Source organism: Ruegeria sp. BB1 (genome assembly GCF_056539465.1).
On record NZ_JBQFVB010000005.1, the window covers coordinates 255,945 to 274,586 of the forward strand.

An 18,642-nucleotide genomic window follows, 5' to 3' on the forward strand; every position below is an offset into this window, starting at 1 on the left:
AACACGCTATCAGAGCGGCCTATGCCACTCTTGAAACCGGCCTAATCCAAAGAAGATAGATGCCCACTCGCAGGGGCGAGGCTTACGCCCCGCCCTTTGCTAGGTTGTCCCGCTTCCAAAGAGGTTGCAGGTTGCTGTAGTGGCAAAGTTCGATGAGGTGTTCCAAAGACCGCGCAGCTGAGAGAGGGGCGATATGGTCCACCTCCCATTGACCATACCGATCCCATGTCATGCCGTCCGTGAACCGGGCTTCAATGTGCCGCTTTAAAGCAGCATGCGAGCAACCGACTGCCCGAGACGGGCTGGCCCAACCCCTCAATACCTGACCTGACCGGTTTTGTACTGACCTGAACATACGGTAAGATGGATCAATTGCTCGACACCTCCGATCCCGCTCAGCCGTTTTCTCAGCGTTGCACTGAACGCATTGGCGATTGCTGACATACCGCTCAGCCACGTGCCCATACTTACACGGACGACCAGTCCAGAAACGAGAAAGGCCGCTCAGGGCGGCCTCTTCACGAGTTAGGAACGTCTGTTCCCCAGCTATGTCAAACGGCATTATGCTGCTGCCGCCACCTGACGACCCTCCCACCGGGCAAGCATTTCTTTCTGCCTCTGCCCCTTGGCACAAACCTGTCCACTATTGACCTCACCCGATAGCAGCCAATTCAGCAGTAGGTTCCGCATTCTCTGAGATGGCATGTAGAGCGTTACGCGACGCCTTGGTATGTGGGCGCGTTCTGTGCCATTTAGCCCACCCACACGTATTGCGGACCGGAATAGCCACTGCACCAGTTCGGTCAATGCATAGGCATCAGAGAACCTATGGGCCTCCTTGCTGTCGCGCTTCATGCCTAGGAAGGTCAACAGTTGTGGGTTGGGGTATTGGTCATATAGGTATACCGCTGTTGTGCATCCGATATGATCATTGGTCCCGCGTGTGGTGTTTGGCACGAAGCTAACGCCGTTTGTGGTCCACACTTCATCAAAGACTTCAGTATCCTTGTTGTACACCTCTTCCTTCATAGCGCGTCCGAACAGTCGTGTATGCTTTGATAGCCTGCCTGCCTTTGGCTTTTGGCCTGTTACTGCCCCATGCCACAGGTCACGTGCACAAGTCAGCATAACGGTATTGAGGTTTACTCCATACAGTTCTCTATCCTTGAACTTGCGTAGCTTCTGACCAATCGAAGAGCACTCCCGATGCGTTTTGATCGACTTTAGCTGTGCGCAATGTGTCCACTTTTGGTTCCCTATCTCTGGCATGGGTAGAACCGTTAGCGCGTTAGCAACATCTTCTCGCCATGCTGCCTCATCTACTGCATCCAGACGCTCCACCTCCAATGTGAAGCATTCGGGGTGGTCTTTCTGCAGTTTTTGCAGGTATTGCAGCAGCACCGATCCTTCCGAAAGGTACGTGTAAATCGTCACGGATTTGGGCTTGAGCAAGAGTTCTTTGGGAATGGCGAGGACGAACAGCTTCTCGCTTATGCGATACAGTGCACCCGACTTGGCCTTGTCATAGAGTGATCTGTCAAATGTCTTATCCCCTATGCAGTATAGCTCATCCCACTTTTCCGTTGGAACAATACGTCCGTCAGGCTCCTCTTTTGCCATGCCAAGGCCGAGGTAAGCTGCGTCAAAATCAACCTTTCGGACTGTCTGTTCCACCTCGAAGGGGTTTATGACTTCGTCGATGATGAGGTTGTATCCATCAAGAAGGTTGTCGACTACGATTGTCGGTTTGCCGCCACTGTCGAAATCAGTACATCTCGCAATCCCTGTGCTTTGGGTTGCCAGAGTTCCAAGCCGGTAGAAAAGTGCGTGAGTGCAAGCGATTGATTTGCCCGCATGGATCAACTTCTCGCAGTGATCGCTCTTGTTGCCACCATTGTTACCAGGCTGTGTAAGAATGAAATCGGAACCTTTTCGGGCATCTTCGATGAACCGTTCCACCTCACTCAGGTAAGGTACAACGGCGATATATTTCTCCCGCTTTTTGAAGCTGCGGTTGATCTGTGTGGATTTGCCATAGCCACACGGTTTGTCGACAATAGTGATATAGGGCATGTAAGCCTCCTGTGTTCGGTCCATTGGACCAGTTTGGGGAATGCGCTCTGGTGGATACCGAGCAAATGGAACTGCCCCGTTGGGGCGACTGGGAGAAAATCCCGGTGAACACGCAATGGCTAAGCTAGAGGGATCAATAGCCTTCTTTTAAGTACCTTTGCTTACAGGTCGGCGTAATTTAGTGTTTATTTACTTGTGCTTGCTGGCCACTTACTCCACTCGCATTGGAGTGAAGGAAGGCCAAGTCGTCTAAGCGACCCGATCAACACTGACCAAGCGAAACCTGTATGCTCAATTGATGGAGGGGTTTTGCTCAAATGAGGGAGTGGTAACGCCTGTTAGTTCACAAGACGGAGGGTTAGCGCCTGTGTGTTCATAAGAGGAAGGGTTAATGCCATTTCCAAATGTGTGCGGGACAGAACGCCAGCCACGGAACAGCCAAAAGGCAAAGGGAGCAGTGTCGTCGCTTGATAGGGAGTAGGGTGGTCAAAAACTGACGCATCGAGAAACTACGACCACCCTGCACAGCATCACGCCGATTTAGGCATGTTCTACGGCTGCCAACTTTGCCACGATGTCATCGGTCTGCAGGTGGGTGTAACGCATCAGCATCCGCAAATCCCGATGGCCGCTGATCATTTGGACCTGCGCCAACGATAACCCGCTTTCCACAAAGCGGGACACCGCCTCGTGTCGAATATCATGAAATGTAAGGTCAACCACGCCTGCACGTTGTCTGAGGCGTTCAAAGGCCAATCGCACAGAGTTACCAGACAGGGGCAAACAACGGTCCTCACCGCGTGGCAGGCCCATCAATACGGCAACGGCATTCGGGCTTAGAGGCACTGTACGGGCACAACCGTTTTTGGTTTGGGGCAAGAACACTGTCCGACGCTCAAGGTCTACGTTCTTCCATTGCATTGATAACAATTCCCCGCGTCGCATCCCGGTTGCCAAGGCCAGCGTCAGCAACGGTTTCATCAGCGGAGACCGGACTTGGTTTACGGCTGCCAACAAAGCCTGCCATTCTCCTTGCTGCAATCGTCTCTCGCGGCGGTTGTCAATCTTTGGTCGTCGGACAGGCTTGACCGGGTTTCCTTGCGGCACGTTTTGCCCCCAATCCTCACAGGCGATATCAAGGGCGTGCTGCAACCAACCCAGTTCCCTAACGACAGTCGCCGCCTTCATGGTTTTGATGCGTTGGTCACGATAGCGGACGAAGTCAGCGGATCGCAGCTTGCTGACCTTCATTTTGGCTAGCTTGGAGCCTTTCCGCAGGAACCCGTTAATTGCGTAACTTTCATTGTTCGCACATCGTTTCTCGCTCGTGACGTTATCTCGGTATTTGCGCAGCACCTCTCCAAGGGTCATCTCGGATGGGCTGACACCGAGAGTAGGCGTCAGCAATCCTCTGTCGGCGCTCAACTCCGTCTCTCGCGCCCACTTCGCTGCATCAGCACGCTTCAGAAAGGACTTAGATCGAGATTGCCCGTCTTTCCGAACCGTCGCTTGCCACTTTCCACTAGGCCGCTTTACGATAGTTGCCATGGCCATATCTCCTGTGTTGGAGACATCTCTTCTGTCTAAGTGCAGCGGAGGCGCAGCGGACACTGTTTTACGCGCAGCACAGCAAAAGGTGCTAGTCGCATAAGACCTTGATACATTGCAGGGAAAGGATGGTGGGTGATGAGAGACTCGAACTCCCGACATCTTCGGTGTAAACGAAGCGCTCTACCAACTGAGCTAATCACCCGTGACGCTGCATGTAGCCAAGCCTGCGCGCGGGTGCAAGAGGGTCCGGCACAATTTCTTTACCTCAATACCGGATAATCCGCCCCAGTGTATCGCAGGCCCCGGTAGTCTTGTTCATTTTCCGCAGGCTGGCCCTGATCGTATGGGAAAGACGCTTGCGTGCCCCCGGTTGCCTCAGATATCTCCGAAGGGACGCAACCTTCCTGACGCGAGAGCATATGATCCTGTCCCTTGCCCGCCGATGCGCAATCGCGGCCCTGGTGCTTGGCACTGTAACGCTGGCACCGCTCCGGGTCAGCGCGGCAGAAGTTTTGGTGTTTGCGGCTGCCAGTCTGAAAACCGCGTTGGATGAGATCGCACCGATATTCGAGCAGCAAACAGGGCATCAGGTGACGGTGTCCTATGCGGCCTCGTCAGTGTTGGCGCGGCAGATTCAGTTGGGCGCGCCCGCAGATGTGTTCATTTTCGCCAATGTGGATTGGATGGATGTTCTGCAGGATCAGGGATTGATCGACGTGGCCTCGCGCGTGGATCTGCTGGGCAATGGGCTGGTTCTGATCGGTGGGTCGGATCAGGCGCAGATCGGGCATATTCAGGCGGACACCGATTTGATTGCAAGGCTGGGCAGCGGGCATCTGGCCATGGCGCTGGTCGATGCGGTGCCTGCGGGTATCTACGGCAAGGCGGCCCTGCAAAAACTGGGGCTGTGGGAGGGCGTGCAACCTCGGATCGCCCAGACTGACAACGTGCGCGCGGCGCTCGCGCTGGTCGCGGCAGGGGCGGCGCCACTGGGGATCGTTTACCAATCCGATGCGCAGGTTGAAGATCGGGTGAAGGTCGTGGCCTCGTTCCCGTCAGAGCTTCACCCGCCGATCATTTACCCCGCTGCCGTAAACACTTCGGCGCGGCCTGAGGCACGGGCGTTTCTGGACCACCTGCAATCGGATACGTCCCAAACCATCTTTGCAGAACAGGGTTTTACCCTGCCGGGCAGTTGACACATGGGATGGTTGGGGCCCGCAGAAATTGAAGCGCTGAGATTGTCGCTGCGCGTTTCCTTCTGGGCGACGTTGGTGACATTGCCCTTTGGCATTTTCGTGGCTTATGCGCTGGCGCGCTGGCGGTTTCCCGGGCGTCAATTGCTGAATGGGTTGGTGCATCTGCCGCTGATCCTGCCGCCGGTTGTAACCGGGTATCTGCTGCTGCTGACATTCGGGATTCAGGGGCCGATGGGCAGGCTACTGGGGGAGTTCGGCATCGTGGTCGCCTTCCGCTGGACCGGAGCGGCGCTGGCGGCGGGGATTATGGCCTTTCCATTGATGGTGCGCGCTATTCGTCTGTCGATCGAGGCGGTAGACCCCAAGTTGGAACAGGCCGGAGCGACCTTGGGCGCGTCGCGGCCCTTTGTGTTTGCGACCGTGACCCTGCCAATGATCCTGCCCGGTGTGATCGCGGGCAGTATTCTCGCTTTCGCCAAGGCAATGGGCGAATTTGGCGCCACGATCACCTTTGTCTCAAACATTCCCGGCCAGACACAGACCTTGCCGTCAGCCGTCTATGCCTTCCTGCAGGTGCCCGGCGGTGAGGGGGCAGCGACCCGACTGGTTGTGATTTCAATCATCATTGCCATGGGCGCACTGCTACTGTCGGAATATATTGGTCGTCGCGCCGCCGCTCGGGTGTCCGGGTCATGAGGCTGTCTGTCCGCCTGCAGCATGACCTGCCCGATATCAAGCTGGACCTCAGCTTTGACGCGCCCTTGGGGGTGACGGTTCTGTTCGGGCGGTCGGGGTCGGGCAAGACCACCGTGGTCAATGCCGTGGCGGGACTTCTGCGGCCCAAAGCCGGGCGTGTTGCCGTTGATGGGTGGGAACTATTTGATACCGAACAGGACCTCTGGTTACCGCCGCATCGCAGGCGGTTGGGTTATATCTTTCAGGAAGGTCGCCTGTTCCCGCATCTGACAGTGCGCCAAAATCTGGCCTATGGTCGCTGGTTCGCACCAAAGCGCGCGCGCCGCGAGAACCCGGACAAAGTGATCGAAATGCTTGGCATTGGGCATCTGCTGGATCGCCGTCCAGCGGGCTTGTCGGGCGGAGAAAAGCAGCGAGTCGCCATTGGGCGTGCACTATTGGCCAGCCCGCGCCTGATCCTTGCCGACGAGCCGCTGGCCGCGCTGGACGAGGCGCGCAAGGCTGAGATCCTGCCCTATTTCGAACGGCTGCGGGATGAGGTTTCAGTGCCCATTCTGTACGTCACCCATTCCGCGGCCGAGGTCGCACGGCTGGCCACCTCTGTCGTCGCTTTGCAGGATGGCAAAGTGGTGCGGCATGGCCCGGCCTCAGAAGTTATGGCTGACCCGTCCGTGGCTCCGGCCGGGGTTCGCGCTGTGGGCGCGGTGCTGAATGTGCGGGTTCAGGAACATCATGCGGATGGGTTGACCGAGCTGGAGGCCGGCGGTGCACGCCTGTTCCTGCCACGTATCCCGCATCAAGTAGGGGAAGACCTTCGAATCCGTATTCCCGCGCAAGAGGTGATCCTGTCCAGCAAGCGGCCTGATGGATTGTCGGCGTTGAACATGTTGGAAGGGACGGTTGACACCATCCGCGCGGGCGGCGGGCCGGGCGCCATCGTCTCATTGCAAACGTCCGCAGGGCCGATCTTGGCGCGCGTGACCCGCCGTTCTGTCGCGGCTTTGGGGTTGGAACCGGGCAAGTCCTGTTTTGCGGTAATCAAGACCGTTGCCCTGGCTCCGCAGGATGTGGGCGGCAGGCTGACCCCGTCTTAAATCAGCGCGCGCGCTTCGAATTCACGCAGAACCAAACGGGCGGCGCGACCGAAGCCCTTCCCATCAGGGGTCGCGGAATCGGGGAATATCGCCGCCAATTCCTGCAATGCCTCGGATGACAGCGTGTACAAGGATTCCTCACCCAGAAACAGGCTTTCAGCCGATGCGCCTTCGGCGGTCAGGATTTCATGTTCGTCCAGCAGAATGTGGAAATACTCGACGGCCGCGTCAGAGGTTTCAATATCGATCCCTGGCCAGGAACACAGATGTTTGGCCGCGACCAGCGCCTCGGGCGTGCCGAACAGCAAATCGACCTTGGGACCGCGGATCAGAACGCGGTGCTGCTGCGACACCAGCAAATCCCGGCTGGGCGTATTTGGGCCAAGGCTGCCCGCGCTGATCCTGACAGGCCGCATGGCGGGATTTTCTCGTAATCGCTCGGGTGGCAATACGCTGCTTTCGATCCATCGGATCGGTTGCGGGCCGTGATCTGCGGTCAGAACCTGATCTCCAACGGATAAGGCCTCGATTAGTTGCGCACCTTCCAGGGTTTCGATCAGCGTACCAGCCGTAAAACACACCCCTTCGATGGTGATCGTGATCTCTTGCTGCAGGTCGAAAGGGAACGGCCCAAGAAATGTGCCGAACTCACCAGTCACTTGAATGGTGAAGGTGTCGGTGACGATTTGATTGTCGTCCAGGCTGTCAAAAAAAGTCGGGTCAACTGTATAAGTCCATTCCCCAGTATTCGGGTCGACGCTGGCTGTTCCAAAAGCCGGAGGCGAAGAGATGACCCATGTTTCCGACAAAATGGGGACGTTGCTGTCCAGATCCAGATCGCCCATAGCCTGGTTCGGAGGGTTGCCGGTCACATCGCCAATTATTTCACCCGTAATTGCTATCGAAACCATGTCACGTGCCCTCTGCCGCCAGAATCTGCGCGAACTCCTGCTTGCGGTACAGCTGCATATGAATCGCGCCCGTGTCATCACGCGTCCATTCCACGATCCGGTTTTGAGACATATCACTGTCCATGCGGTTCGTGCGAACCCTAGGATGGGGGATGCTCTTTTTCAGCATCTCTACAATCTGATTGGTCTGCCCGAACGGGGCAACCAAGTCGATGATCCAGAACGATGAGCCACTGGTGAAGTCAACTTCGGTCAATGGGGTTCCCTGAATGGCGTATCGATGCTCGACCTCGGGGCTAAGGCCAGCGAATGTCACGAATCCGCGCGGAAAGCCATTTTGCCGAAAGATGTGATATTGGCCCAGCCGGAACGGCGTTTCAAAGGCATAAAGCACCTGCGCCAGACTGCGATCCCCATGCGGTGTTGTCAGCGACGCCAGATAGAACATCGCGCCGAAATCCGCGTATTTTTCGGGCGGAATGTCGAACCAGTCCTTTGGGAATGCCTTGCTCAACCCGTGCCTCGTGCAAATGACCGACGATCTGAGTTTACCCTCTAACGCCCTGAAATGATACCGTTTCAGTCACAGCGGCTTGTTTCCGTTGCGGAACGGTGAGAATTGCGCCGCATATCGCAAACTTTACTCAACGGGCCTGATCCCTATCATTTCAACCAAAGCCGAATTTTGGTCAGAGGAGTTTTGCCATGCAATTATTCAGATTATTCAGCATAGGTGTTCTGGTGTTGGTGCCAACCCTGGCGCAAGCGACCGGGTTTGGGTTTAGGTATGGCTTCAATCCCGGCTTTCGCACGACAGTGACGCCATTGGACAATGGCAACTATCAAGTGGCCACGCATGGCACGTCAAAGGCAATTGCCTATTGGTGCGGTATCGGTGATTTCGCCATCCGCACCCTTGGCCTGCCGACAACGCAGCAGATTTATGTCTCGAGACCTTATGAAAAGCAAACACGGACGGTGGAGTTTTCGCTGACTAAGCCCGAAGGGGGCAGCACAAAAAAGAGTTATTCGATCAGCGTCAGCCGCGTGGGCGAAAGTATGTCGGCATCCGGGGCGCAAAGCCGTTGCTACGATAACTTTATGGATTTCGATTTCTGAGGGTAGATCAGACCCATTTGGCCATCGGCGGCAAGCTCATCAGCACGGCGTCGGGATCGTGGCCGGTTTCCAGCCCGAACTTGGTGCCCCGGTCGTAAACCAGGTTGTATTCGGCATAGAGGCCCCGATGCACAAGCTGAGCGTTCTTGTCGGCATCGTTGAATCCTTGTACTCGGCGCTGTTCGACCAGGGGTAAAAAGGCCGGAAGAAAGGCACGGCCGATATCTTGTGTCAGCGCAAAATCCGCGGCCCAATCGCCGGTGCAGTAATCATCCATGAAGATACCGCCAACCCCGCGGGCGCGTTTGCGGTGCGGGATATAGAAATATTCGTCCGCCCATTCTTTCAGGCGTGGGTAATGACCTGGCCCGTGCGGGTCCAGATGCGCCTTTTGCGTGGCGTGGAAATGGGCCGTGTCCTCGTCATATTCAATGCAAGGGTTCAGGTCGGATCCACCGCCGAACCACCATGCATGTGGGGTCCAGAACATGCGAGTGTTCATATGCACCGCCGGAACATGCGGATTTTGCATATGCGCGACCAGCGAAATGCCCGAGGCCCAAAAGCGAGGGTCTTCGGTCATGCCCGGAATGCCTTTGCGCGCTGCCATCGCCTGCTGCGCGCGCGCGCCAAGTGTCCCGTAGACGGTTGAGATATTGACGCCGACCTTTTCGAACACGCGGCCACCGCGCATCACCGACATCAATCCGCCGCCCGCATCCGTGCCATCTTCGGACTGGCGCGTGGTTTCCTTGATTTCGAACCGTCCAGGTCTGGCGTCCGAAAACGGCCCGGTGTCGTGGCTGTCTTCAAGAGCCTCAAAGGCGGTGACGATTTGGTCCCGCAATTGGCGGAACCATGCAGAAGCGGTGGATTTTTCGGTGTCGAACATATGTGTCAGTGCGCTGGGGCTGCAACGGGGTCCAGCAGGGTGCGGCCGCCGTCAATGGTTAGAATTTGTCCGGTGATGAAACCTGCGGCGTCCGAGGCCAGAAACTGTGCTGTTTCGGTCAGTTCGGTCGGCGCAGCAATGCGGGCCAGCGGAGTGTGTTTTTCTATATCGTCCCGAAAGTCGCGGTTCTCTTTCAGGGTGGAGCGCAATGAGGCGCTCATCACGGATCCCAATGCGATGGAATTTACCCGAATACGGTTGGGGGCCAGCGCGACAGCCAAGGATCGGGTCATCTGATCCAGCGCGGCGGTCGAGACGGAATAGGCCATCAGGTCAGGGTGGGTTCGTCGCGCTGCAATCGAAGACAGGTTGATGATCGAGCCTGCAATGTTTTCCTCGTCATCTCCGGCTTGTTTGATCATACGTTTGGCGACCAACTGGCTTAACCGTAGGGCGGGCATTAGGTTCTGATTCAGAAGGGTGCGGACTGAATCGTCTTCGGCATCCAGCGGATCAGAAGGGATCACCTGACGGGCGCCGTTGATCAGGATATCCACCTGATCGAAGGCGTCGATTGTGGCCGACAGCAGGTTGGCAATTGTCAGCTTTTCCCGCAGGTCGCCAGCAAAGAAACGGATATTGCTGTCATCGGCCTGCTCGCCCAGTTCTTCGGCCAGCCGCTTTTCGTCCATGTCGGCGAACATCACATTGGCCCCGGCATCGGCAAAGTGGCGCCCGATGGCCAGGCCGACTCCGTTGGCGCCGCCGGTCACGATTGCGGTTTTGCCTGCTATGGAAAAGGACATGCGCTTCCTCCTGAATTGCGGCGCAGGTTAACTGGGATCACCGCCGAGGGCGAGAGGCATGGAACACCTTGAACCGATTGTCGCCGGTCACTTCTTCGACATGCGCAAATGTGTCGGTCAATGTGGGCTCATAGGGGAGGTGGCGGTTGGCCACCATCCACAATGTGCCATTGCGGGTCAGGTTCTTTGCCGCGGATGTGATAAAGCCTTGCCCCAGTGCCGGATCGGCGTTGCGCGTAGTGTGAAACGGTGGGTTCATCACCACGGTGTCGATGGGTTCGTCGGCACGCCATGTCACCGCATCGGCCCAGTGAAACTGAGCGCGGGGATCAGTCACATTGGTGCGGGCACAGGTCAGCGCAATATGGTTGGCCTCGACCAGGTGCAAGGATTTCAGGCCCGGCGCCTGCAGCAGCCCGGCCGAAAGATACCCCCAACCAGCCCCCAGATCGGCGACCCGAGCGCCCAGCTTGTCCGGCAGCGCGGCCCGCAACAGGGCCGAGGCCGGATCAATGCCGTCGGCCGAGAATACGCCTGGCGCGGTTTTAAAACCGTCCGCGGTCTGATGGGCGGGCGCGGCCCAATCCGCAAAAGCATGCGGATCGGACTGGAACCAGAAGATCTTGCCATGCGCCTTTGAAATCGGCCCCTCAACCGCGACCCGCTTGCGGATGTCCTTCAGCAAACTGTCCACACCGTCGGTCTTGGCGCCGTCAACGACAATCACGCCATTCGCGCGGGTGCAGGCCTGCTGCACCATCGACCGGGCCAATGCCTTGGCGCGAGGTAGGATTACGATGGCGTCCTGACAGGGATCTTGCGCCACGGGTACAACCGCGAAGCCCTGTTGGGTGAAATGGTCGTGAAAGGGTTTAAACGGCTGCACCACTTGCGTTTCACGCGGCAAATCAGACAGGTCACTGGCCGTTGTTGGCCCCAGTACAGTCAGTGGTTGCGACAAGGTCAGACCGCTTTGCAGCGCAATATCAAGGCGAGGGGACATAAGCGATTCCGTAAGACCGGTCTGGTCTTACTCTTCCCGTTCCATGGTGCATTGCAAGGGGTGCTGGTGCCTGCGGGCGAAATCCATGACCTGGCCCACTTTGGTCTCGGCGATCTCGTGGCTGAACACGCCAACGACGGCCACGCCTTTTTTATGCACCGTCAGCATGATCTCGAACGCCTGCGCGTGGGTCATGCCAAAGAACCGTTCCAGTACATGCACAACGAATTCCATCGGCGTGTAATCGTCATTCAGCAGCAGAACCTTGTACAGCGGCGGACGCTTGGTCTTGGTGCGCGTCTGTACCAGGACAGACGCGTCGGCATCGTCGTCGTCCGATTTGTCAGACATCATCCATTGGTGTTCAAGCATCGCGTTCTACTGTCCGATTCAGGCTTCGGTTTGTCTTTGCGCTTATATAACGTCGAACCAGCCAGAGAAAAGAGCCAGCAGGACGTAATAGCCATGGGCCAAAATCTTACCACAATCGGCTTCGATGCGGATGATACATTGTGGCACAATGAGCGGTTTTTTCAGCTGACGCAGGCTTATTTCGCCGATCTTCTGGCGGATCACGCCGAAAGGGATCACCTGATGGAGCGTCTGCTGGCCGCAGAAAAACGCAATATCCGGCACTATGGATATGGAATCAAAGGTTTCACCCTATCAATGATCGAAACTGCGATTGAGGTGACGGATGACCGGGTTCCCGCCTCGGTCATTCGGCAATTGATAGAAGCCGGGCAAGAGATGCTGGCCCATCCGATCGAGCTGTTGCCCCATGCACGCGCGGCGATTGAAAGCGTGGCGGCGACTCATCAGGTGGTGCTGATCACCAAGGGCGATCTGATTGATCAAGAGAGGAAACTGGCCCAGTCGGGGTTGGGTGAGCTGTTCGACGGGGTCGAGATTGTGTCCGAGAAAACGCCTCAGACCTATCGGCTCATCTTTGGCCAATACGGTGACGGGCCTGCATCGGCGATGATGGTTGGCAATTCGATGCGCTCGGACGTGGTGGCCCCGATACAGGCCGGGTGCTGGGGCGTGTATGTGCCGCACGGTCTGGTTTGGGAAATCGAACAGGCCGAAACCCCGGCGGATAACCCGCGATACCGCGAGCTTCAGGATTTGGGTCAGCTTGCCAATCTTGTTCAGCGACTCAGCTGATGTGGCCGAATGGTCTCAGTCCTGAAAAATCGACGCCCAGCGTCGGCAAAATCTGGTCATATTCATGGATTTGGTGGTGGCAAGGGTGCGCCTGACCACATGTGGTGTGTCCGTGGCAAGCTCAAGAAACCGCGAATTCACGAGCTTTTTGTTTCTTTCACTGGGTCTCTGTGTTAGCCTGATCAATAATAAAATAATTATTTAGCCGACCGGGAAAACCCGGCGGCCCGAGGTAGACAGAGGCAAAGATCGTGCAGGTTCGGCGGACAGTTCCGGCCCGAATGGGCTTATTCCTTATAGCATTCTTGTGGCTGCTCTCCTTTGCGCCGTTGCAAGGGGTGGCTGCTCCTTATGCGGCGATGGTGATCGATGCACGCACCGGCGAGGTGCTGCATTCGCGCAATGCCGACACACGGCTGCATCCGGCTTCGCTGACAAAGATGATGACGCTTTATATTGCGTTCGAAGCGGTGCGGAACGGTGAGATCGATCTGGATACCCAGGTGCGCATCACCAAAAAGGCCGCGTCCGAGCCGCCGTCAAAGCTGGGCTTGCGGTCCGGTCAGCGAATTGCATTCCGCTATCTGATCCGTGCCGCGGCGGTTAAATCGGCGAACGACGCTGCTACCGCCATCGGTATTGCGATCAGCGGGTCCGAGGCCGCCTTTGCCCGCCGCATGACCCGTACGGCCAAGGCGATGGGCATGAGCCGCACAACCTTCAAGAACGCGCATGGTTTGACGGAATCAGGCCACCTGTCGACCGCGCGTGATATGACCACTTTGGGCCGTCATCTGCTGTATGATTACCCGCAATACTACAATCTGTTCTCGCGCCAATCGACACATGCGGGGATCAAGACCGTTCCCAACACCAACCGCCGCCTGCTGGCCGCCTATAAGGGCGCTGATGGGATCAAGACAGGCTACACCCGGGCTGCGGGCTTCAATCTTGTGGCCTCGGCCAAGCGCAAAGATGAACGTATCATCGCCACCGTCTTTGGCGGCAAGTCGGGCGCATCGCGCAACGCCAAAGTGGCCGAGCTGTTGGACATGGGCTTCCGCCGCGCCCCGTCTCGGGCACCGATCCGTAAACCGGCGCGCCCGGCCTATGCCGGGAATGCCGGATTGGGCGCGACGGTTGCAGCTCTGACCGGTGCACCAAATTCCAGTCTCCGTCCGGTACTGCGTCCAACGGCAGGGTCTGCGGTACAGGTTGCGGGCACGGTTGCTGCGACAGCGGCCAAGAACGGCGCGCGTATTCAGGACGGTATTGCAGCCGCCATGGCCGCTGCGGATATCCAAACCCCAACCGGCGACACAGCGCGCCCCGCTGCGCGTCCGGATGATCTGGTTCTGGCGTCGGCCGATCCGGCCGTGCAGCCGGAACCCGAACCGGAAATTGTCACCCGCCTTTCCACGTCCGGCGGGCATCTGTGGGGCGTCAACGTGGGCCGCTATACCACCCGATACGAGGCGGAAAAGGTTTTGCTGAAAACTGCCCTGTCGGAAATGACCACTCTGGAAGGCACGCTGCGCAAGGTGAACCAAAGCTCGCGCGGCTTTGACGCGACATTCCAGGGCATGACCCGCGAACAGGCCGATTTGGCCTGCCGCAGGCTTCAGGCCCGGAATGTCACCTGTTTCATGATCGGGCCGTCATAAGATCCGACATATACTCTCCTGGATGGATCTGGGCTGCGAGGAAACTCGCAGCCCTTTTTTGTCAGGGCGTTTTAGTCGAACACGTGGCCATGCTGGTATTGTTCGTCCTGCCCGGCGGCGGCTGTCAGGGCCGCCACGTTGTCCTTGGTGAAGAACCCGTCATAGTGGTGGCAGCGTTCGATATATTCCGTGATCAGCAGCGTATTCTTCGAGTGTTTCGAGAAAATCTGCTTGAGGTTCGGATCGTCTTTGCATTCACCCACCACATGGGCCAGAAACGGCACGCCTTTATCCTTGAGCGTATTAACCACGAAATCGACGTTTTTCTCACCGGCGTTGTGATCTCCGTCCTGAATTTCGATGGCCATGTGATGCAGGCGACGGCCAAAATTTCGGACGAAATCCTCGGTCGGCATCGGCAGTCGCTCGAATGAATTGATGAAGGACGGGGTGTTGTTGGCGGTGAAAACCTTGGCGGGAGATTTTTTGTCATCATCCACATTCGGGTTTCGGTTCACGTTGGTCGACGAGTTCATGTCAAAGATGTTGTAAGCACCCCAGAAGTAATAGGGCACCATGGTCAGAAACTCGAGGATCGCGTCTTCACGCTCACCAGCCAGAATACGTGTGGCAAGGTGGTCGACCCCCAACATCAAGGGTGAGATTCTGCTGTCAGAGCCAAAAGCGGCGGCTTGATCCAACTGCGCCTGCTCGGCATCGCTCAGCAACACGCGGTCACCCAAGCCCAGACTGTCGGGATCGTTGAAATCCAGCGTGGAATAACCGACCCGGTTGCAAGTGAAATCCGACGGGGTGGTGAACCGGAACCCATCCAGCGTGTAGAACGGGTTTTCGGTATCGCCTTCATATTCAAAGCGGATATTCTGATCCTCAAGCGTCTTGCTAAGGGTATTCAAGTCTGTCACGCCGTAAATCTCTCCGACGTAACGTGTTTGTGGAGTGCCGCGCGCCAGCGGATACATGCGATTGATGCGGGGAATGAAATCCTCAAAGCTGGGGCTGAGCGGCGCCATCACGATCAACGCCGGGTAGTCGGCATGCGAATGCAGGACCGAAAACTTATGCGTTTGCCCCAAATATGTGGCCGTGTGGCGATAAGGGGTCATCACATACAATTCGATCAGCGTATCGAACAGCGCCGTGGTTTCCACTTGCTGGACAATCGCCCGCATCGGCCCGACCTGATCGGCAACACCAGAGCTGCTGCGCCGCTCATAAATTTTGGGTAGATACTCGCCGAAGAAGTCAGAGTTCTTCTTGTCCCCGCGCGGTTCATAAGACATCAAATCGAAAGACATAAATTTCCCTCCTTGCGTGGGCCCAGAGAGTTCTGGGTCCGGCGTTGCCTGGATTTCCAATAATCAGAACATGCACTTGCAGGCATGCTAGGGTCAGAAATCCAACTGGGCAACAGTAAGAAGGTGGGGTGCAAACCTTACACCCGGATGTCTATCGGGTGAATTTTGTCACCTCGACGCCACCTGCGATAAGGTTCTCGCGAACAGACCGGGCGATCTGTACCGCGGTCGGCCCATCCCCATGCAGGCAGATCGTGTCGATTGAGGTTTCCAACCGCTTGCCGGTTTCGGTGATGATTGCACCTTTGCGGACCATGTTCAGCATGCGTGGTCCTGCCAGTTCGGGGTCGTGGATGACCGCGCCGGGCAGGCTGCGATCAACAAGCGTACCGTCATCGTTATAGGCGCGGTCGGCAAAAATTTCTCCCACCCATTTGCAACCCAATTCGCGCACTGCCTCTTCCTGCTTGGTAACAGCCAGCACCATGACAATAATGTCAGGGTCCACGTCCAGCGCGCCCTGATAACAAGCTCGTGCCATATCGATATCGACCGAACACATATTGGCCAAAGCGCCGTGCAGCTTCAGATGTCGGACCTTCGTACCAACCGCCTTGGCCATGCCCATCGCCGCGCCAAGTTGAAAACGGACCAGATTGCGCAGGGTTTCGTGGGGCACCTTCATATTGCGGCGGCCAAATCCCTGCAGATCGGGAAAGCCGGGATGCGCGCCAATGCCGACATCGTTCTGGGCAGCCGACGTCATCGTTTTCGCCATGACATCGGGGTCACCCGCATGAAAACCACACGCGATATTGGCCGAGGTGATGATCTTCAGCAGGCTTTCATCATCGCCCATATTCCAAGGGCCAAAGCTTTCCCCCATATCGGCATTCAAATCGACGCTGGGCATCGGCAAACTCCTTATTCGGTGCCAGAGATCATTCCGCTGATCAATTGATAGGATAACAGGTCAGGGATGTCGTGCGGATCGCGGACCAAGGGCTCGACCCGCGCGCGCAATCGCGACAGATCGGACAGGTAAGTGGCGTGCAGGGCGACGGCCTCGTCCATGGACACAAATGTAAACTTTATCTGCCCGCCGGCCGGGGTTTGCGCCGCCCGGGGCAGATCGCAGGGCAGGACAGTGGCGATACGAGGGTAACCACCGGTCGTCTGGCACTCGGGCAGCAGGATAAAGGGGTTTCCGGTGCCGGTCATCTGGATGTCGCCCGGGGTGATCACATCTGACAGAATGTTCAATTGACCCTTTGCGGCAAAGCCTTCGCCATCGTTTTCCAATTGCATGCCCATTCGGTTGGCCCGCGCACCGCGCCGAAACGCGGTTTTGGTAAAACGGTCCAGCGTTTCTGGATCGAACAGGGGGGTCTGGAAGCTTGCCAACACGCGCAGGGTGCCCCCGGAAAATCGGTCATCGGGGCGCAGTTTCATACCGGTGTTGCCTGAATAGGGACCGACGGGCAGTCGGTCGCCGGCCTGCACGGCACGCCCGACATTCGCTGTCAGGTGGGCGGAACGTGAACCCAGAAACAGCGGTACTTCAAATCCGCCACCAACATGCAAATAGCCATAGTTGCCCTGATTGGCGGCGCCGATCGTCAGCTTCTGACCCGCCTCCATAGAGAAAGAGGCATTCCAGACAATCGGGAAGCCATCGATACTGGCCTGCATTGGCGCGCCGGTCAGGGCGATGCTGACCGGTTGCGTGGCCTCGAACGTGCCGCCCATTCCCGCCATTTCCAGGGCTGCGCAGTCCGGGTTTTGACCCAGCAGCGCGGCACCCTCATGCAACGCCAGTTGATCTGCCGCCCCTGACCGTGAAAGTCCCTGATCCAGATATCCCGAACGCCCCTGATCCTGAATGGTGCAGGCCGGGCCAATCTGATGTACCAGCAGGCTCATGCCGGGATCTCCTCTCGGGTCGCCCCGCCTAGACCATCATTGGTTTCGCGTATCTGTTCCAGTTCTGCGCGTGAGACCGGCAGAAATTGCATCTCGTCGCCGGGGCGCAGGACAAAGCTCTGTTCGGCTTCGGGACGGAAGCAGCGAAAAGCGGTTTGGCCGACATGTCGCCATCCTGTCGGGTTGGGTCTGGAAAACAGCACAAGTTGCGATATCGCCAGGATCAGCGCTCCTTCCGGCACCATAGGAGTGAGCTTCTTGAGGCGTGGAATGTTGAACTCAGGCCCTAGCGGTCCAAGATATGGCAGGCCGGGCGCAAAGCCGATGGTCAGTACGCGAACACGGGTTTCACTCAGGCGTCGTATGGCTTCGGTTGGTGTCAGCCCAGCTGCCGCTGCGGTTTCGTCCAATTGCGGCGCTAATTCACCTCCGTACACAGTGGGTACCTGCCACAAGCGGCGACCTGCAGGAAGCGGTGCCCGATACCAGTCTTGTTGATGCAGCATCTCTTCGATCCGCCCGTGGATTTCCGTGTGCGGCAGGGCAAGGGGATCGAACCGAACATAGGCCGAGGCCAGAGACGCCGATGTCTCAATCACACCTTCCCATCCAAGAAGGTCGACCGCATTGCGAAATGCAAGCGCCGCCCGGTTCGAGGATTCAGCCATCGTGTCAGCAAACGAGACCAATAGACCGTCCTGACCAACCGTCCGTATGCAAGGAAAGGGGTGCGCGTGTGTAGCTGTCATATTACTGTGCGTTTGGCTGTCTCTTTCCGGCGAGGTGACAGTATCCGAGGGTAATGCGCAAGACCCGGCGCGCGCGTTGTGCCTTTTTCAGTGCCCTGTTTGGAGGCGAGTCGGGGAAACGGGCTCAAAATCGGCCCGGATCAGATGATGCGACTCGGTTGGGTCTTGTGGATGTCGGTTAGGAACTCACTATATATAGGGTATGCGGGTGGTTGACCGATTGCTTATGGTGGGGCAACTGCGTGTGCCTACTTCGTGAGCGGTGTATGTGGCTTAGTTGGGTTCATCTTAATCATTTGAAATATAAGTGAAAAAAATCAATTCGCAAAAAAATCGCGCAAGATGCAATTTTCCACTTGCGGGTTGTTTGGGTAAACCTTAGAACCCCCTTCACCGGCGCTGCTGAGGCGGTGTTGGGACGCTGGAGACGGCGGAGACGCTCAGGAGAGACTGGGGGCATCTTGAGGGATTTGTTA

19 protein-coding genes and 1 tRNA gene are annotated in these 18,642 nt (G+C 57.2%); 6 read left to right on the forward strand and 14 right to left on the reverse strand.

Going from position 1 to position 18,642, the window contains the following annotated elements; translation table 11 throughout:
- Positions 1-561 precede the first annotated feature (561 nt).
- From ACR0AL_RS13810 to ACR0AL_RS13820, 3 genes are all read right to left on the reverse strand, one after another.
- On the reverse strand, positions 562-2,073 hold the full coding sequence (locus tag ACR0AL_RS13810; RefSeq protein ID WP_480663431.1) for a hypothetical protein: 1,512 nt from the start codon (positions 2,071-2,073) through the stop codon (positions 562-564).
- Positions 2,074-2,613: 540 nt separating this feature from the next.
- Entirely contained in the window at positions 2,614-3,498 is an 885-nt protein-coding gene (locus ACR0AL_RS13815) for a tyrosine-type recombinase/integrase (protein ID WP_480663433.1), read from the reverse strand.
- Between the two features lie 252 nt (positions 3,499-3,750).
- A tRNA-Val gene (locus ACR0AL_RS13820) sits at positions 3,751-3,826 on the reverse strand.
- 217 nt (positions 3,827-4,043) lie between these two features.
- On the opposite strand from ACR0AL_RS13820, the gene modA reads away from it, so the two are divergent.
- From modA to modC, 3 genes are read left to right on the forward strand one after another with little or no spacing between them, the layout of a single operon-like run.
- On the forward strand, positions 4,044-4,823 hold the full coding sequence (gene modA / locus ACR0AL_RS13825) for a molybdate ABC transporter substrate-binding protein (RefSeq protein WP_170350471.1): 780 nt from the start codon (positions 4,044-4,046) through the stop codon (positions 4,821-4,823).
- A 3-nt stretch (positions 4,824-4,826) separates the two neighbouring features.
- On the forward strand, positions 4,827-5,519 hold the full coding sequence (modB, locus tag ACR0AL_RS13830) for a molybdate ABC transporter permease subunit (protein WP_170350469.1): 693 nt from the start codon (positions 4,827-4,829) through the stop codon (positions 5,517-5,519).
- Positions 5,516-6,613: a molybdenum ABC transporter ATP-binding protein gene (gene modC, locus ACR0AL_RS13835; RefSeq protein WP_170506829.1), complete on the forward strand. Its 1,098-nt coding sequence runs from the start codon at positions 5,516-5,518 to the stop codon at positions 6,611-6,613. Before modB ends, modC begins: the two co-directional genes overlap by 4 nt.
- Here modC and ACR0AL_RS13840 read toward each other — a convergent pair.
- Together ACR0AL_RS13840 and ACR0AL_RS13845 are read right to left on the reverse strand one after the other, a co-directional pair.
- On the reverse strand, positions 6,610-7,524 hold the full coding sequence (locus ACR0AL_RS13840) for a Hint domain-containing protein (RefSeq protein ID WP_480663435.1): 915 nt from the start codon (positions 7,522-7,524) through the stop codon (positions 6,610-6,612). The genes modC and ACR0AL_RS13840 overlap by 4 nt on opposite strands.
- 1 nt (position 7,525) lies before the next feature.
- Positions 7,526-8,038, reverse strand: coding sequence for a toxin-activating lysine-acyltransferase (locus ACR0AL_RS13845; RefSeq protein WP_480663437.1), 513 nt, complete (start codon positions 8,036-8,038; stop codon positions 7,526-7,528).
- 191 nt (positions 8,039-8,229) lie between these two features.
- On the opposite strand from ACR0AL_RS13845, the gene ACR0AL_RS13850 reads away from it, so the two are divergent.
- Entirely contained in the window at positions 8,230-8,643 is a 414-nt protein-coding gene (locus tag ACR0AL_RS13850; protein WP_480663439.1) for a hypothetical protein, read from the forward strand.
- Positions 8,644-8,650: 7 nt separating this feature from the next.
- Here ACR0AL_RS13850 and hemF read toward each other — a convergent pair whose 3' ends face one another.
- From hemF to clpS, 4 genes are read right to left on the reverse strand one after another with little or no spacing between them, the layout of a single operon-like run.
- Positions 8,651-9,535 carry an oxygen-dependent coproporphyrinogen oxidase gene (hemF, locus tag ACR0AL_RS13855; RefSeq protein ID WP_170377575.1) on the reverse strand — a complete coding sequence of 295 codons (885 nt, stop codon included), beginning with the start codon at positions 9,533-9,535 and terminating at the stop codon, positions 8,651-8,653.
- Between the two features lie 5 nt (positions 9,536-9,540).
- On the reverse strand, positions 9,541-10,341 hold the full coding sequence (locus ACR0AL_RS13860; RefSeq protein WP_170350457.1) for an SDR family NAD(P)-dependent oxidoreductase: 801 nt from the start codon (positions 10,339-10,341) through the stop codon (positions 9,541-9,543).
- Between the two features lie 37 nt (positions 10,342-10,378).
- Complete coding sequence (locus ACR0AL_RS13865; protein ID WP_480663441.1) at positions 10,379-11,344, reverse strand: class I SAM-dependent methyltransferase; 966 nt, start codon at positions 11,342-11,344, stop codon at positions 10,379-10,381.
- A 27-nt stretch (positions 11,345-11,371) separates the two neighbouring features.
- A complete protein-coding gene (gene clpS / locus ACR0AL_RS13870; RefSeq protein WP_170350453.1) occupies positions 11,372-11,716 on the reverse strand; it encodes an ATP-dependent Clp protease adapter ClpS in 345 nt (114 codons plus the stop codon).
- A gap of 93 nt (positions 11,717-11,809) precedes the next feature.
- On the opposite strand from clpS, the gene ACR0AL_RS13875 reads away from it, so the two are divergent.
- Together ACR0AL_RS13875 and ACR0AL_RS13880 are read left to right on the forward strand one after the other, a co-directional pair.
- Complete coding sequence (locus tag ACR0AL_RS13875) at positions 11,810-12,511, forward strand: HAD family hydrolase (RefSeq protein ID WP_170361593.1); 702 nt, start codon at positions 11,810-11,812, stop codon at positions 12,509-12,511.
- 281 nt (positions 12,512-12,792) lie between these two features.
- Complete coding sequence (locus ACR0AL_RS13880) at positions 12,793-14,175, forward strand: D-alanyl-D-alanine carboxypeptidase family protein (protein WP_170412917.1); 1,383 nt, start codon at positions 12,793-12,795, stop codon at positions 14,173-14,175.
- 71 nt (positions 14,176-14,246) lie between these two features.
- On the opposite strand, the gene ACR0AL_RS13885 is transcribed toward ACR0AL_RS13880, so the two are convergent.
- The 5 genes from ACR0AL_RS13885 to ACR0AL_RS13905 form a co-directional block, all read right to left on the reverse strand.
- Positions 14,247-15,494, reverse strand: coding sequence for a hypothetical protein (locus ACR0AL_RS13885; protein WP_480663443.1), 1,248 nt, complete (start codon positions 15,492-15,494; stop codon positions 14,247-14,249).
- A gap of 151 nt (positions 15,495-15,645) precedes the next feature.
- Positions 15,646-16,407: a LamB/YcsF family protein gene (locus ACR0AL_RS13890; protein WP_170412923.1), complete on the reverse strand. Its 762-nt coding sequence runs from the start codon at positions 16,405-16,407 to the stop codon at positions 15,646-15,648.
- Positions 16,408-16,418: 11 nt separating this feature from the next.
- Entirely contained in the window at positions 16,419-17,417 is a 999-nt protein-coding gene (locus ACR0AL_RS13895; protein WP_480663445.1) for a 5-oxoprolinase subunit C family protein, read from the reverse strand.
- On the reverse strand, positions 17,414-18,166 hold the full coding sequence (locus tag ACR0AL_RS13900) for a 5-oxoprolinase subunit B family protein (RefSeq protein WP_170397355.1): 753 nt from the start codon (positions 18,164-18,166) through the stop codon (positions 17,414-17,416). Before ACR0AL_RS13900 ends, ACR0AL_RS13895 begins: the two co-directional genes overlap by 4 nt.
- Before the next feature lie 292 nt (positions 18,167-18,458).
- The coding region (locus ACR0AL_RS13905) for a hypothetical protein (RefSeq protein WP_480567545.1) at positions 18,459-18,642 on the reverse strand (184 nt) is incomplete at its 5' end.